Origin of the sequence: Cobetia sp. MB87 (assembly GCF_011319755.1) — a bacterium.
Taxonomy (GTDB): Bacteria; Pseudomonadota; Gammaproteobacteria; order Pseudomonadales; family Halomonadaceae; genus Cobetia.
On record NZ_VFBC01000007.1, the window covers coordinates 124434 to 138343 of the forward strand.

Sequence of the window (13910 nt, forward strand, 5' to 3'; positions counted from 1 at the left end):
CCAGACACAACACGGCCGCTCCCTTGGGAGCGGCCGTGTTGTGTCTGGAGCAGTCACTGGACCCCGTCGGGCGTATTACAGATAGAGCCAGGTTGCCAGCCCCAGGAAGGCCATGAAGCCGATCACGTCGGTCACGGTGGTCAATATCACGCTGCCGGAGAGGGCAGGGTCGATATTGAGTTTCTTGAGCAGCACCGGCAGCAGCGTGCCTGTCACGGCGGCGATCAACAGGTTGATCATGATCGCGGCGCCGATGATGGCTCCCAGTTGGACATCCCCGAACCACACGATGGCGATGCCTGCCACCACCACGGCCCATAACAGGCCGTTGAGTCCCGCGACGATGACCTCGCGCTTGAGTAGCCAGCGCACGTTGCCGCTCTTTACGTGCCCCAGCGCGATACCACGAATCAGGACGGTGAGTGCCTGAGAGCCTGCGATGCCGCCCATGCTGGCGACGATGGGCATCAGCACGGCCAGTGCGGTGATCTTCTGAATGGTGCCTTCGAACATGCCGATCACGGCGGAGGCCATGAAGGCGGTCAGCAGGTTGATGCCGAGCCAGACGGCGCGGCGCCATGAGGTTCGCATCACGGGAGAGAAGGTGTCTTCGTCCTCATCCATCCCCGCCATCGACATCACCTGGTGCTCGGCGTCGCCACGGATGACGTCAACCACGTCATCGATGGTGATACGGCCCAGCAGGTTGCCATCGCCGCCGACCACGGGCGCCGAGATCAGATCGTGCTTCTCGAACAGCGAGGCGACTTCGGTTTCCGGCATCAGCGCCGGAATCACCACGCTGTCAGTGTCCATCACTTCGCGCACCGTGACGCCGGGGTCCGAGACCAGCAGGCGATTGATGGGCAGGGCACCGATGAATTCGTCGCGACGTGAGACGACCAGCAGGGTATCGGTGGAGTCGGGCAGGCGCTCGTGACGGCGAATGTAGCGCAGCACCACATCCAGGGTGATGTCCGGACGAATGGTGATGGTGTCCGTGTTCATCAGGCCGCCGGCGGTGTCCTCCGGGAAGGACAGTACCGTTTCGACGCGCAGGCGCTCCTGCGTCTCCATGGAGTCGAGGACTTCGAGAATCACCGCATTCGGCAGGCGCTGCAGAATGTCGGCGACATCATCCGGTTCCAGGTTCTCGGTGGCGGCGAGAACGTCAACGGCGTCCATGTCCTTGAGGAAGTCGGTCTGGATGTCTTCGCCAAGGTATTGAAGGACATCGCCCTGCAGCTCGGCATCGACCAGCTCCCAGAGCAGATTACGCTCCTTGGGGGGCGAGGATTCCAGCAAGTGCGCCACGTCCACTGGCGCGAGGCCGCGATTGAGCATGCGTCTTGCCTGTTCCAGCTCGCCGCTTTCCAGCGCCTGTGACAGGCGATCAAGTCTTGGCTTGAGTTTACGAGACGTCTTGCTCATCTGTCGGCTTCCCCTGTCGACATGAAGGTCAGCACTGATTCTACCATTGGCCCAGGGGGGCGCGTCGACAAAAGAAAACAGTGTTTCTTATCAAAAGGACAATCCACGTCCCCTCACTGGCGCAAAAGCAGCGTTGCCTGGCTGTCAGGCGCAAGGATAGGTGCAGGGATAGGTGTGAGGACGGATACAAGAATCGTCGCGAGAAGTCTCGCGCAAGCAGTGATGGCTGTCGCCCAGGGGGATTGCCATAGGGGGCTGGCCATAGAGGGCTTGCCAAAGGGGAGCTGACCGAAAGGAAGGTGGAGTGCAAAGGGCGAAAGAGGCGAGAGCCCGACGAGCTGATCGCAATGCAGCGCTGACACACAGCCCTGATATACAGCACTGATGTACAGCCCTGTCAGTGGCGGTTACTCGTCTTCCTCGAAGCGCGCCTCGAACAGCGCTTCGATGGCCAGCATCGCCTCATCGGCCTGTTCGCCCTCGACATCGATCAGCAGCGTGGTGCCGCAGGGTGCGGCCAGCATCAGCAATGCCATCACATTGGCCGCATTGGCGCGTCGCTCGCCATGGCTGACCATCACCGTTGCGGAATAGGGCGCACAGCAATTGACCAGCTTGGTGGCTGCGCGGGCATGCAGACCGCGACGGTTGGTCAATGTCAGCTCACGAGAGGCCATCGCGGTGCTCCTGCTGACGATCTTGTTGATCGCTCTTCTGACTGTCCTGTGCGCTGGCAGATACATGGCTTGGCTCGGCCGTCTCGCCGTCACTTGCCTCACCCGCGTTGCTCAGCGCGGTATGAATGCCCAGCTCGCGGTGACGCAGACGCACCTCAGGCAGGCGCTCGGCGAAGTAGCTCGCCAGCTGCTCGCACAGGTAGACGCTGCGATGCTGGCCGCCGGTGCAGCCCACGGACACCGTCAGGTAGCTGCGATTGCTGTCCTGATAGGCGGGCAACCAGCGTTCCAGCCAGCCGGCGATATCGTCATGCATCGCCTGGACGGTGGGGTAGCGCTGCAGGAATTCCGCCACGCTGTCATCGCGACCGGTATCGCCGCGCAGGTTGATGTCCCAGTACGGGTTGGGCAGGCAGCGGGCATCGAACACCATGTCGGCGTCGGTCGGTACACCATGCTTGAAGCCGAAGGATTCAAAGGTCAGCGTCAGGTGGCGGGAGCTGTGCTGGGCGACCTGTTCGGTGATACGCGAGCGCAGGTCGTGCACGCTCAGGTTGGTCGAGTCAATGACCAGATCGGCCTTCTGGCGAATGGGGGCGAGCGTCTTCTGCTCGATCTCGATGGCCTCGGCCAGGGTGTGGTCGTTGTCGCGCGTCAGAGGGTGACGACGACGGGTCGCCGAGTAGCGTTCCAGCAGCACTCGTGAATCGGTGGTCAGGTAGACGACCTGGACGTCCATGCCGCTCTGGCGGACGCTGTCGAGCAATTCGGGGAAGCGGGTCAAGGCTTCCGGCAGGTTGCGGGCATCGATGGAAACCGCGATGCGCCGGCGCGCCGGGCTGTCCTTTTCGAGCTGATCGACCAGTGGCGCCAGCAGCATGCCGGGCAGATTGTCGATGGCATAGTAGCCAATATCTTCCAGCGCCTGGAGCGCGATGGACTTCCCGGAGCCGGAGCGGCCGCTGATGATCACGATCTTCATGAAGTGCTCTCCAAGGGCGAGGTCAACGTCGAAAGAATGCAGGGGTGGGGCAGAAGGCTGCCCGCTATCAGTGCGCTGTACGTCGGCCGATGGGAGGCCAGCAAGACGAAAGCCCGGACGATGTCCGGGCCTGTCATTCAGCGCGCCGGTAATTCGGCGATGGCTTGGGTCAATGCCTCAAAGAGTGCACGCTGGCTGTCTGCCTGGCGCAGAGCCGAGCGATTGGTCGGGGAATTGAGCAATTCCGCGACCTGCCCGAGCAGCGTCAGATGGGTCTCATCCGCTTCCTCAGGTACCAGCAGCACGAACAGCAGATCGATGGGTTCTCCGTCGATGGCATCGAAGTCGATGGGTTCACCGAGCTTCAGAAACGCAGCGATTGGCGTCTTGCAATGCGGGCTGCGTGCATGGGGCACGGCCACACCGTGGCCAATGCCGGTCGACCCCAGTCTCTCGCGCCCGATCAGGCGCGAGAAGACTTCCTGGCTATCCAGGCTGGGAATGTTCTGTGCGATGAAGGTGCTGAAGAATTCAAGCACCCGCTTCTTGCTCCCCCCGGGGACACCGTAAAGCGTGCGCTCGGGGGGAAGGATCTGATCAAGTGTCATGGCTGAAGGTCAACGGGTCCCGGTGCCCTGAGAGCGAGCCTGGGACTTTTCCTTGTGTTTGACCAGCTGGCGATCCAGCTTGTCGGCGAGCGCGTCGATGGCAGCGTACATGTTGGGGTCTTCTGCCAGGGCGTGGAGGTCAGCGCCTGCCGCGTGCAAGGTGCAGGCAGCCTGCTGGCGCTCCTTCTCGATCGACAGTGTCACCTGAACATTGGTGATGTTGTCGTAATGCCGTTCGAGGCGAGCGAGCTTCTCGTTGACGTAATCGCGGAGAGGATCGGTAAGTTCCACATGATGCCCGGTGATATTCACTTGCATGGACACGCTCCTTTATCCAGCGGGTTGCCATTCAATTGTAACCCTTTTTGACTACGAGCAAACCCTGATCGGACGCTCTGCAACAGGCTTGACGGCCACCGTCTGGTGATGTTTTCGCACCCTTGCCAGTGGCGTCAGATGTCGTGAGCGTCTGTACCGACAATGCCCAAGCTTTGCGCAAAGATCAACGCTGCGCTGCATCGTGGCTCAGTGCTTGTCTTCAACTCAGTGAGGGGTAACGGAGTGGACTTCAAGGCAGCGTCTGATGGGTGGTGCGTGAAAGACGCGCAAGAAGGCGGGTTTTCGTCGCCAATCCCTGCATGTACGTCGCCTTTCAGGCGCTTCGATTGTGTGGAGCAAGCGGCCTGTCGGAGAGGTCATCAAGTGTTATCCACGTGCAACAGGCGCAAAAGTGACTTTAAAAACATGCGATTGACGGAGAATGGCACTACCGGAGCGGCAGATTTTTGCCATCATCCTGTGCTCCGTCATTGGCCATGATGGGGCATTGACGAGCGGTTGGCGGGGTGACAGGGCGCGCGACAGGCGCCCGATACCCGCGAAGTCAGAAGCTGGCGAGCGGAAGATCCAGCGCTTGAAGTTGGCGGCGGCTGCCATTGCAGAGGTGAGGGCATGGCAGCCGCAGGTGACGCGTCAGGCCAGACGCTTGCGCTCGCTGGAGGACGGGATGCCCATCGCTTCGCGATACTTGGCCACGGTACGGCGTGCGACCTCGATGCCATCGCTGGCGAGCAGATCGACCAGTCGAGAGTCGGAGAGAGGCTTGCGGGCCGGCTCTTCCGCGATCAGCTTGCGGATACGGGCACGAATGGCGGTGCTTGAGTGGGCGTCGCCACTGCCACTGCCACCGACCTGGCTCGAGAAGAAGAACTTGAGCTCGAAGACGCCGCGCGGGGTGTGGATATACTTCTGGGTCGTGACCCGCGAGATGGTCGATTCGTGCATCTCGACCACTTCGGCGATGTTGGCCAGAATCAGCGGCTTCATGCCTTCCTCGCCTTGCTCGAGGAAGTCGATCTGACGCGCCATGATCTCGCGGCCGACCTTGAGCAGGGTGTCATTGCGCGATGACAGGCTCTTCATCAGCCAGCGCGCTTCCTGCAGGTTGTCCTTGAGGAAGGTGTTGTCGGCGGACTTGTCGGCACGCTTGATCAGCGCGGCGTATTCCGGTTGGATGCGCAGCTTGGGCAGCGCTTCCGGGTTGAGCTCGACCTGCCAGCCATGGCGGGTATGGCGCACCAGCAGATCAGGGATCACGTAATCGCTGGCGGGCTCGCCCCAGGCGGATGCCGGACGCGGATCGAGCGCGCGCACCAGGCGGATGACGTGATCCAGCTCGTCATCGTCAAGGCTCAGGCGGCGCTTGAGCAGCTTGCGGTCATCGTTGCCCAGAGCCTCGAGGAATTGACGTACCAGGCGTCGCGCCTGCGCCAGCAGCGGCAGGTCATCCGGTAACAGTGCCAGTTGCAGCAGCAGACACTCGCGCAGATCACGGGCGAAGACGCCGGTCGGGTCGAATTGCTGCAGACGCAGCAATACCTGCTCGAGCTCGGAGGCCTTGAGGCCGGGCAGGCCCTGGCCACGCAGGCCATCGACCAGCTCGTCGAGTGACAGGCTCAGATAGCCGGCTCCGTCGACGGCATCGATCAGGCTCTCCGCCATCTGGCGTTCACGACCATCGAGGTCGGTCATCGCCAGCTGCCAGCGCAGGTGGTCCTGCAGGCTCTCGACACTGGTATTGCGATCGAAGTCCGGCCCTTCTTCGCTCCCGCTGCCACTGCCGGAGCTGGTCAGGCTACCGGCGTGGTCCTGGTAGAGGTCCGACCAGTCACTGTCGAGGGGGTATTCCTCGGGAATCTCGCTCGAGGAGTCGGCAGTGGAGATCTCGCTCGAATCCTGTGTCTCGACGACATCCAGCGACTCGTAGTCCTCGTCGAGCTCCAACATGGGGTTGGACTCGAGGGCTTGCTGAATCTCCTGACGCAGGTCGAGCGTCGACAGCTGCAGCAGCTGGATCGCTTGCTGAAGCTGCGGCGTCATGGTCAGCGAGGTGCCGAGGCGGAGTTGCAGGGTGGGTTTCATGGAGTCAGTCAATTCACGGCAAAGGAACGTGCTTACTACGCTATACCGTGACTCGGGGCACTGACAAGTGGTTGCCGTGAATATTCAAGCAACTTGCATGCCATGTTTCCACCAAGGTGGTATGGACGTCATGCATGCGTCTGATGTCAGACATGAAAAAGCCGCTACGCGATAAAATCACGCAGCGGCTTTTGAAGCTTTCGCCTCCGGTGGGGCTCAGCGTATCTGCTGACCCTAGAGCTTGAACTCGTGGCCCAGGTAGACGTCGCGCACCTGCTGGTTGGCCAGGATGGAGTCCGCGTCACCGTGGGCGATGATCTGGCCATCGCCGACGATATAGGCGGTATCGCAGATATCGAGTGTCTCGCGCACGTTGTGGTCGGTGATCAGCACGCCGATGCCACGATCGCGCAGTTGGCGCACGATGCTCTTGATCTCGCCCACCGAGATGGGGTCGACGCCGGCAAAGGGCTCATCGAGCAGCACGAAGTCCGGCTCGGTGGCCAGTGCCCGGGCGATCTCGACCCGTCGACGCTCCCCGCCGGACAGGCTCATGCCGGCGCTGGCGCGGATGTGCGTGATGCTGAATTCCTCGAGCAACTCTTCAAGGCGTGCCTTGCGGCCATTGCGATCCAGGTCCTTGCGGGTCTCCAGAATCGCCATGATGTTGTCGGCCACCGACAGCTTGCGGAAGATCGATGCCTCCTGCGGCAGATAGCCGATGCCGGCGCGTGCACGCTGATGCATGGCGGCAGCGGAGAGGTCCTTGTCATCGATGGAGACGTTGCCGGCATCGGCGCGCACCAGCCCGACGATCATGTAGAACGAGGTCGTCTTGCCGGCGCCGTTGGGGCCCAGCAGGCCGACGATGTCGCCCTGGCGGATCTCCAGCGAGATGTCCTTGACCACCTTGCGGCCCTTGTAGGCCTTGGCCAGATGGCGAGCGCTCAGCGTACGCGGAGTAGCAGTCATGACTCAGTTTTCCTTGCTGGCATTGGCGCCACGCGGCGTCAGAGTCATGTGCACGCGACCGCCTTCGGTCTGCTGTGCCGTCTTGCTGTTGTTGGCGTTCACCTGGCGCTTGTCGAGGAAGTACTCCACGTAGCCGCCTTCGAAGGTATCATCGCCTTTTTCGAGCCGCGCATTGCCGACCAGCTCCACGCGACGCTCCAGTGCATGGTAGCGGATGGTGTCGGCCCAGCCCTTGACCAGCTTCTCGTCGGGCGCGGGTTGCTGTTCCAGGTAGGCACGCTTGCCGGTGGCCTTGACCAGCGAGATCTCGCCGCTACCGGCGCGGCTGATATCGACGCGGCTGGCATCGAGTTTCATGCTGCCCTGGCGCATCTCCACCTGACCGGTGTAGGTGGCGGTACCGGCCTTGTCGTCGAGAGACAGGGCATCCGCGGCGATGTTGATCGGCTGGCTGGCATCGCTGTCCAGCGCCATGGCGGCCGGGGCGAAGGTGGACATGCCCAGTGCCAGGCAGAGCGCCATGACACCGCTGTTGAGGGTCTGGCGACAGGCCGTCAAGGGCTTGCGAGTCGTGGAAGTCATGGTGGCTCCTTGGCATGACGGGGTCGCCGCCCGAGCAATGATGCCATCGAGCGGCAGAGAATAAGGTATTGCGGCGCGGGTCATGGCGCGAAGGCCGCCAGCCCGGCAGGTTCATTCATCGCTGGCAGGCGCTGCCTCGAAGGTGCTGTTGACGCGCCCATCCTCGGTGGTGGTGCTGTCGGCGCCCGAGTCGATGCGCTCGGCTTCCTTGCTGGCTTCGCTCTGGCCCTTGCCGGGTTGCAGAACGCTGCGAACGCGGCCCTGCAGCACGGCGGCATCCTGGGAGAGGTCGGCGCTGAAGCTGTCGCTCTCGACATGCTGGCCATTCTGGGTGATCACGACCGGCACGTCACTCCAGGCGCGGTTCTGATCACGGCTGTAGTGCAGGACATCGGTATCGAGGGTCCAGCGGTCATCGGGCTGGCGCAGCCTGGCATTGCCCTCGAGGGTGAAGGTGTCGCCGCCGGCGCTCAGCACGCCACTGTCACCCGTGGCATACCAGCGGCGGTCTTCACTGTCGTTGGTGCGAATCTTCGGGGTCTGCGCCCGGGTCACGTCATCGCCTGGCGTGTGCTCGATATGCGGTGATGACATGGATTGGATCGCCACACCGCGCGCATCGAAGCGTGTCATGTCTGCCCCGTCGAGATAGTAATCCGGCTCACTGCTGTCGACCTCGACATTGACGGTCGATTCCAGGCTGTTGCGCTGCTCGATCAGCGCCAGCACGCCACCGACGAGCAGCAACAGCAGCATCAGCCAGAGACGCGGAGAAGGGCGGGGCAGACGTAACATCAGGGACGCGACTCCTGCAGGTAGGTATCCAGCACCGAGGCCCAGTGGCCCTGTGCCTTGAGCAGCAGATCACAGAGCTCGCGCACGGCGCCATCGCCGCCCTGGCGTGAGGTGACCCAGTTGGCTTCGCTCATCACGTAAGCCATGGCGTTGGGCACGCTGACGCCGAGACCGACACGACGAATGGCCTCGCGGTCCGGCAGGTCATCGCCACAATAGGCGACGTCTTCCAGCTCGATCCCGTGCTCGCGGCACAGGTCGGTCAGCGCGACCAGCTTGTCTTCGCGGCCCTGGATGACATCCTGAATGCCCAGCTCCTTGGCGCGACGCTCGACCATAGGCGAGCTGCGGCCGGTAATCAGCGCGACGCGAACGCCACTGCGCAGCACCAGCTTGAGGCCATGGCCATCCTGGACGTGAAAGGACTTGGTCTCCACGCCGTTGGCATCGTAGTGCAGGCGGTTGTCGGTGAGCACGCCATCCACATCCAGCGCCAGCAGACGCACGCGGCGTGCGCGGTCGATGATGTCCTGCGGATATTCGTCGCTCAGGGAATTCGTGTCGCTCATGGTCTTTCTCCTCGCACTCCGTGCATGCTTGACGCTGTCCTGTGAACGGCGCTGATGGGCGTTGAGCGGTAGCGTCTGCTGCCGGGACGATCTGCCGTCGAACAGAGACAGCGAACGCCCGCGGGAGTTCAGATCACGCCGCTGGCCAGCAGGCCGTGCATATGGATGGCTCCGATGGGGTGCTCATCCTCGTCACAGACTACCAGAACGCTGATGCGGTTTTCTTCCATGATGCGCACCGCTTCGGCGGCCAGCATGCTGGCGCGCACGGTCTTGCCGCCGCGGGTCATGACATCATCGACCTTCAGCGCCCGCAGATCGCCGTGCTGGTCGAGGGTGCGGCGCAGGTCACCATCGGTATAGACACCGACAAGATGGTCATCATCATCGATCACGCAGGTGAAGCCCATTCCCTGACGCGTGATCTCGAGCAGCGCATCGCGCAGCGGGCTACCGAGCGCCACGCGCGGCAGGGCATCGCCCTGATGCATGACATCCTGCACGCGCAGCAGCAGGCGTCGGCCCAGGCTGCCGCCCGGATGGGAAAGCGCGAATTCCTCGGCAGTGAAGCCACGGGCCTCCAGCAGTGCCACCGCCAGGGCATCGCCCATCACCAGCGCGGCGGTGGTCGAGGCAGTGGGTGCCAGATTCAGCGGGCAGGCTTCCTGGGCGACGCTGGTGTCCAGGTGGGCCTCGGCGTCACGCGCCAGGGTCGAGCCGGGTTTGCCGGTCATCGAGACCAGCGGGGTGCCCATGCGCTTCAAGAGCGGCAGCAGCGCAGTGACTTCGGCGGTCTCTCCGGAGTTGGACAGCGCCAGCACCACATCGGCCGGCGTGATCATGCCCAGGTCGCCATGGCTGGCTTCCCCGGGATGGACGAAGAAGGCCGGGGTGCCGGTGCTGGCCAGGGTGGCGGCGATCTTGCTGGCGACATGGCCGGACTTGCCCATGCCGGTCACGATGACGCGGCCCCTGGTGGCCAGCATCAGCTGACAGGCACGGTCGAAGTCGTCATCGAGATGGCTTTCGAGCGCGGCGATGGCCGCTTCTTCAATGGCGAAGGTGCGGCGGGCGCTGGCGCGGAAATCCGCCTGGCTGGCAGGAGTCTGATCGGCGGCGGACTGACTTGAAGCAGAGGCGCCAGGCGCGGTGGCATGCGGAGTGCTGGAAGGCTCGGTCATGATCGAATTGTTGCCTGTGGTTGGCCAGGGCTCATGCCGCACGGAAAGGGCGTGTCATCCCGCGCGGCGGCGTGGCAAACGATGATGAAGATGCTGCCGTCAGCGAGTCAGGCTGATGGCAAGCCAGGCCGTGTAGGCCAGATAGCAGGCGAGCAGGATAACACCTGGGCCGCGGCCGATGCGTCCACGGCGCTGCCAGATGAGCAGCGCGGCCAGCAGCAGCGTCAGCCCCAGCATCACCGGATAGTCGCGGCTGATGGCGCTGCCATCCACCGGGCCTGGCGCCAGCAGGCCCGGCACGGGCAGGACGGCGAGGATGTTGAACAGGTTGGAACCGATGACGTTGCCGATGGCGATGTCGTGGTGGCGCTTGAGGGCGCTGGCCACGCTGGCGGCCAACTCCGGCAGGCTGGTGCCGATGGCGATCACGGTCAGGCCGATGATCAGTTCCGGCACGCCGAGTGCCTGGGCGATGTCGGTGGCCCCCCATACCAGCGCGCGCGAGCTGGCGATCAGCACCGCCAGCCCGATCAGCAGCCAGAAGATGGCGCGTCCGGTGCTCATCTCGGGCACGTCATCCTGGCTTTCCGCCTCGCTCGGCGAGTCGACCTTGAACAGCCACACCAGCGTGAAGACCAGCAGGGCCAGCAACAGGATGCCATCGAGACGCTCGAGTCCGCTGTTGGACAGCGCATAACCGCCCAGTGCCGTGGCCGCCAGCAGCAGCGGCAGCTCGCGGCGTACCAGCCCGAAATGCACCGGAATCGGGGCGATCAGCGCCGTGACACCGAGCACCAGGCCGATATTGGCGATGTTGGAGCCCAGCGCATTGCCGGTCGCGATATCCGGAGTGCCATCAAGAGAGGCCATGATGGAGACGACGATCTCGGGGGCAGAGGTGCCGACGGAGACGATCGTCATCCCGATCAGCAGTTTGCTCATCCCGGCGCGCCACGCAGTGGCCGCGGCTCCTTCGACGAAGCGATCAGCACTCCAGACAAGACCAATCAGGCCGATGACGACTGCAAGGATGGGAAATAGCATCAGAACTCTCGGGGCAGGGGGCAGGGCGGTGGCGTATCGCCGGGAACCGCGCCATTAAACGCATCCCCCCAATCCATTGCAAGACGGCGGCCTTGTTCGCATTGCAGAGCGTGTTGTCGGGCGCATTGCTGACTGCGTCACCATCCGCGGCACGGCTCTGTTGCCTGATGAGACTGGCGGCATGGGGGTGGGTTCGGATACGATGTTCGCTAACTAACTTGATCCTTGGATCCCATGACTCGGACATTCGACCTGTCCGCGAGCCGACTGCGTGTGGCTCGTCACGGCGAAGGTCCCTCACAGCGGATGCTTCTATGACTGATTTGCCCGGTCAGACCGCAACCCGGACGGGTGCGGACGGCCAGGATGCGCAGGCTTCTTCACGCGGCGCGGCAGGCGAGATCAATCTCGATGACGCCCTGATTCGTGTCGAAGGCCTGCGGTTCACCCGTGGAGAACGCGAGATATTCTCCGGCATCGACCTCAAGATCCCGCGTGGCAAGATAACCGCCATCATGGGGCCTTCCGGTACCGGCAAGACGACACTGCTCAAGTTGATCGGCGGCCAGCTGACACCTTCGGCAGGGCGCGTCGAGATCGCCGGGTTGCATGTGCATGGCCTGTCGCGGCGCGAGCTGTTTCGGATGCGCCGTCGCATGGGCATGCTGTTTCAGAGCGGTGCCCTGTTCTCCGATCTGAGCGTGTTCGAGAACGTTGCCTTCCCGCTGCGCGTCCACACCGATCTCCCCGATGCGATGATTCGTGACATCGTGCTGATCAAGCTCGAGTCCGTCGGGCTGCGCGGCGCGCGTGAATTGATGCCGGCCGAACTCTCCGGCGGCATGACGCGGCGTGTGGCACTGGCGCGAGCCATCGCGCTGGACCCGGACCTCATCATGTACGACGAGCCCTTTGCCGGCCAGGACCCCATCTCGATGGGCGTGTTGGTCAATCTGATCCGGCGCCTCAACGATGCGCTGGGAATGACGGCGCTGGTGGTCTCGCACGATATCAAGGAAACGCTGACCATCGCCGATTACGTCTACGTGATCGCCGATGGCAAGGTGATGGCGCAGGGCACCCCCGAGGCGCTGAACGCCGAGTCGGACCCGCGCGTGGCCCAGTTCATCCATGGCAAGCCGGATGGCCCGGTGCCCTTCCATTATCCCGCCCCGGACTTCGCCGGCGACATTCTCGATGGTCGCGAATCGGCAACCCGCAGGAGAGAGTCATGAGTGGTCTGAATCGTGGCCCGCTCGGGGCCATCACGTCACTGGGCCGCAGCAGCATCGACGTGATCGCGGCCATCGGGCGTGCCGGCATGCTGCTGGTACAGGCCGGTATCGGCATTCCGTCTCGTGAGGGCATCGGCCTGTGGGTACGGCAGATGCATTTCGTCGGTGTGCTGTCGCTGGCCATCGTGCTGGTCTCGGGGCTGTTCATCGGCATGGTGCTGGCGCTGCAGGGCTACACCATTCTGGTCGGTTTCGGCGCCGAGGAGGCGCTGGGGCAGATGGTGTCGCTGTCACTGCTGCGCGAGCTGGCACCTGTGGTCGCGGCCTTGCTGTTCGCCGGGCGCGCGGGGTCGGCGCTGACGGCGGAGATCGGCCTGATGAAGGCCACCGAGCAGTTGACCAGCATGGAGATGATCGGCGTCGATCCGCTCAAGCGCATCGTCGCGCCGCGCCTGTGGGCCGGTTTCGTCTCGTTGCCGCTGCTGACCATCGGCTTCAGTGTCGTCGGCATCTGGGGCGGCAAGCTGGTGGGGGTCGACTGGCTGGGTATCTACGAGGGCGCCTACTGGAGCAGCATGCAGTCGAACGTCGATTTCATCGGTGATGTCATGAACGGCGTCATCAAGTCACTGGTCTTCGGGCTGGTGGTCAGCTGGATCGCCGTCTTCCAGGGCTATGACCTGATCCCGACCTCGGAAGGCATTTCGCGTGCCACCACGCGTACCGTGGTTTATTCATCTTTGGCGGTGCTGGGACTCGACTTTGTCCTCACGGCCGTCATGTTCGGAGAGATTTGATGAAACGTACCCGCATGCTCGAGTTCGGCGTGGGCCTGTTCATACTCGCTGGTTTCTTGGGAATGGTCTTCCTGGGGCTGCGTGTCAGCGGCGTCACGTTCCAGCAGGCCGATGACACCTTCGTGCTCAATGCCAACTTCTCAGGGATCGGAAGCCTCAAGGCGCGGTCAAAGGTCACGATGGCAGGTGTCGCCGTCGGCAGCGTCGAGAAGATCGAGCTGGACCCGAAGTGGTTTGACGCCCGTGTCACGATGAAGCTGGACAGCAGCCTGCGTGGCAAGCTGAGCAAGGACACCACCGCCGCCATCCTGACGTCCGGCCTGCTGGGCGAGCAGTACATCGGCCTGAGCACCGGGGGAGACCCGGACGTGCTGGAGGACGGCGATACCATTCGCGATACCCAGTCTGCACTGGTGCTGGAAGAGTTGATCCAGCAGTTCGTGTCCAATTTTTCGAAGAGCTGATTCTCGAAGCGTTGATATTCGAAGTATTGATATTCGATGCGCTGTTCATCGAAGTGCAGGCACCCGGCGCACGCGTGTGATGCACCGAAAGACCTGACTCGGTGCCTGCGGTTTCACGTTCGAGCACGATGCACATTTTCAAGGAGCAACCC

15 protein-coding genes are annotated in these 13910 nt (G+C 63.1%); 3 read left to right on the forward strand and 12 right to left on the reverse strand.

The features are described from left to right. Positions 1 to 75: 75 nt before the first annotated feature. The 12 genes from mgtE to CDPAHKCJ_RS06645 all read right to left on the reverse strand — a co-directional run bounded on the left by mgtE (position 76) and on the right by CDPAHKCJ_RS06645 (position 11262). Positions 76 to 1431 (reverse strand): magnesium transporter, encoded by a 1356-nt coding sequence (mgtE, locus tag CDPAHKCJ_RS06590; RefSeq protein WP_166019166.1) that lies wholly within the window; start codon positions 1429 to 1431, stop codon positions 76 to 78. 407 nt (positions 1432 to 1838) lie between these two features. Then, a complete protein-coding gene (locus tag CDPAHKCJ_RS06595; RefSeq protein ID WP_166019167.1) occupies positions 1839 to 2108 on the reverse strand; it encodes an HPr family phosphocarrier protein in 270 nt (89 codons plus the stop codon). Beyond that, positions 2095 to 3090: an RNase adapter RapZ gene (rapZ, locus tag CDPAHKCJ_RS06600; protein WP_166019168.1), complete on the reverse strand. Its 996-nt coding sequence runs from the start codon at positions 3088 to 3090 to the stop codon at positions 2095 to 2097. The genes CDPAHKCJ_RS06595 and rapZ overlap by 14 nt, the downstream gene beginning before the upstream one ends. Before the next feature lie 137 nt (positions 3091 to 3227). Continuing rightward, positions 3228 to 3698, reverse strand: a complete 471-nt coding sequence (locus CDPAHKCJ_RS06605; protein ID WP_043332557.1) for a PTS sugar transporter subunit IIA — start codon at positions 3696 to 3698, stop codon at positions 3228 to 3230. Positions 3699 to 3707: 9 nt separating this feature from the next. Further along, positions 3708 to 4016 (reverse strand): ribosome-associated translation inhibitor RaiA, encoded by a 309-nt coding sequence (raiA, locus tag CDPAHKCJ_RS06610; protein ID WP_043332555.1) that lies wholly within the window; start codon positions 4014 to 4016, stop codon positions 3708 to 3710. Between the two features lie 654 nt (positions 4017 to 4670). Beyond that, entirely contained in the window at positions 4671 to 6119 is a 1449-nt protein-coding gene (locus CDPAHKCJ_RS06615; protein WP_054555105.1) for an RNA polymerase factor sigma-54, read from the reverse strand. 234 nt (positions 6120 to 6353) lie between these two features. Further along, complete coding sequence (gene lptB, locus CDPAHKCJ_RS06620; RefSeq protein ID WP_166019169.1) at positions 6354 to 7091, reverse strand: LPS export ABC transporter ATP-binding protein; 738 nt, start codon at positions 7089 to 7091, stop codon at positions 6354 to 6356. Positions 7092 to 7094: 3 nt separating this feature from the next. Next, positions 7095 to 7673 (reverse strand): lipopolysaccharide transport periplasmic protein LptA, encoded by a 579-nt coding sequence (gene lptA / locus CDPAHKCJ_RS06625; protein WP_225347607.1) that lies wholly within the window; start codon positions 7671 to 7673, stop codon positions 7095 to 7097. Positions 7674 to 7784: 111 nt separating this feature from the next. Beyond that, the gene (gene lptC / locus CDPAHKCJ_RS06630) at positions 7785 to 8468 is read right to left on the reverse strand and encodes an LPS export ABC transporter periplasmic protein LptC (RefSeq protein WP_166019170.1); all 684 of its coding nucleotides are present in this window, start codon (positions 8466 to 8468) and stop codon (positions 7785 to 7787) included. After that, entirely contained in the window at positions 8468 to 9037 is a 570-nt protein-coding gene (locus CDPAHKCJ_RS06635) for an HAD hydrolase family protein (protein WP_166019171.1), read from the reverse strand. Before CDPAHKCJ_RS06635 ends, lptC begins: the two co-directional genes overlap by 1 nt. 128 nt (positions 9038 to 9165) lie before the next feature. Further along, positions 9166 to 10218 (reverse strand): KpsF/GutQ family sugar-phosphate isomerase, encoded by a 1053-nt coding sequence (locus CDPAHKCJ_RS06640; RefSeq protein WP_166019172.1) that lies wholly within the window; start codon positions 10216 to 10218, stop codon positions 9166 to 9168. 99 nt (positions 10219 to 10317) lie between these two features. Then, positions 10318 to 11262: a calcium/sodium antiporter gene (locus CDPAHKCJ_RS06645; RefSeq protein WP_166019173.1), complete on the reverse strand. Its 945-nt coding sequence runs from the start codon at positions 11260 to 11262 to the stop codon at positions 10318 to 10320. A gap of 314 nt (positions 11263 to 11576) precedes the next feature. On the opposite strand from CDPAHKCJ_RS06645, the gene CDPAHKCJ_RS06650 reads away from it, so the two are divergent. Genes CDPAHKCJ_RS06650 through mlaD form a run of 3 tightly spaced genes read left to right on the forward strand, consistent with a single transcriptional unit; the run spans position 11577 to position 13758 of the window. After that, the gene (locus CDPAHKCJ_RS06650) at positions 11577 to 12497 is read left to right on the forward strand and encodes an ATP-binding cassette domain-containing protein (RefSeq protein ID WP_082388135.1); all 921 of its coding nucleotides are present in this window, start codon (positions 11577 to 11579) and stop codon (positions 12495 to 12497) included. Beyond that, a complete protein-coding gene (gene mlaE / locus CDPAHKCJ_RS06655; protein ID WP_043332547.1) occupies positions 12494 to 13294 on the forward strand; it encodes a lipid asymmetry maintenance ABC transporter permease subunit MlaE in 801 nt (266 codons plus the stop codon). The genes CDPAHKCJ_RS06650 and mlaE overlap by 4 nt, the downstream gene beginning before the upstream one ends. Then, the gene (gene mlaD, locus CDPAHKCJ_RS06660) at positions 13294 to 13758 is read left to right on the forward strand and encodes an outer membrane lipid asymmetry maintenance protein MlaD (RefSeq protein WP_043332545.1); all 465 of its coding nucleotides are present in this window, start codon (positions 13294 to 13296) and stop codon (positions 13756 to 13758) included. Before mlaE ends, mlaD begins: the two co-directional genes overlap by 1 nt. Positions 13759 to 13910: the final 152 nt, after the last annotated feature.

Coding starts and splice junctions, on each gene's coding strand:
- mgtE (WP_166019166.1), bottom strand. CDS start 1,431: ATGAGCAAGACGTCTCGTAAACTCAAGCCAAGACTTGATCGCCTGTCA.
- CDPAHKCJ_RS06595 (WP_166019167.1), bottom strand. CDS start 2,108: ATGGCCTCTCGTGAGCTGACATTGACCAACCGTCGCGGTCTGCATGCC.
- rapZ (WP_166019168.1), bottom strand. CDS start 3,090: ATGAAGATCGTGATCATCAGCGGCCGCTCCGGCTCCGGGAAGTCCATC.
- CDPAHKCJ_RS06605 (WP_043332557.1), bottom strand. CDS start 3,698: ATGACACTTGATCAGATCCTTCCCCCCGAGCGCACGCTTTACGGTGTC.
- raiA (WP_043332555.1), bottom strand. CDS start 4,016: ATGCAAGTGAATATCACCGGGCATCATGTGGAACTTACCGATCCTCTC.
- CDPAHKCJ_RS06615 (WP_054555105.1), bottom strand. CDS start 6,119: ATGAAACCCACCCTGCAACTCCGCCTCGGCACCTCGCTGACCATGACG.
- lptB (WP_166019169.1), bottom strand. CDS start 7,091: ATGACTGCTACTCCGCGTACGCTGAGCGCTCGCCATCTGGCCAAGGCC.
- lptA (WP_225347607.1), bottom strand. CDS start 7,673: ATGACTTCCACGACTCGCAAGCCCTTGACGGCCTGTCGCCAGACCCTC.
- lptC (WP_166019170.1), bottom strand. CDS start 8,468: ATGTTACGTCTGCCCCGCCCTTCTCCGCGTCTCTGGCTGATGCTGCTG.
- CDPAHKCJ_RS06635 (WP_166019171.1), bottom strand. CDS start 9,037: ATGAGCGACACGAATTCCCTGAGCGACGAATATCCGCAGGACATCATC.
- CDPAHKCJ_RS06640 (WP_166019172.1), bottom strand. CDS start 10,218: ATGACCGAGCCTTCCAGCACTCCGCATGCCACCGCGCCTGGCGCCTCT.
- CDPAHKCJ_RS06645 (WP_166019173.1), bottom strand. CDS start 11,262: ATGCTATTTCCCATCCTTGCAGTCGTCATCGGCCTGATTGGTCTTGTC.
- CDPAHKCJ_RS06650 (WP_082388135.1), top strand. CDS start 11,577: ATGACTGATTTGCCCGGTCAGACCGCAACCCGGACGGGTGCGGACGGC.
- mlaE (WP_043332547.1), top strand. CDS start 12,494: ATGAGTGGTCTGAATCGTGGCCCGCTCGGGGCCATCACGTCACTGGGC.
- mlaD (WP_043332545.1), top strand. CDS start 13,294: ATGAAACGTACCCGCATGCTCGAGTTCGGCGTGGGCCTGTTCATACTC.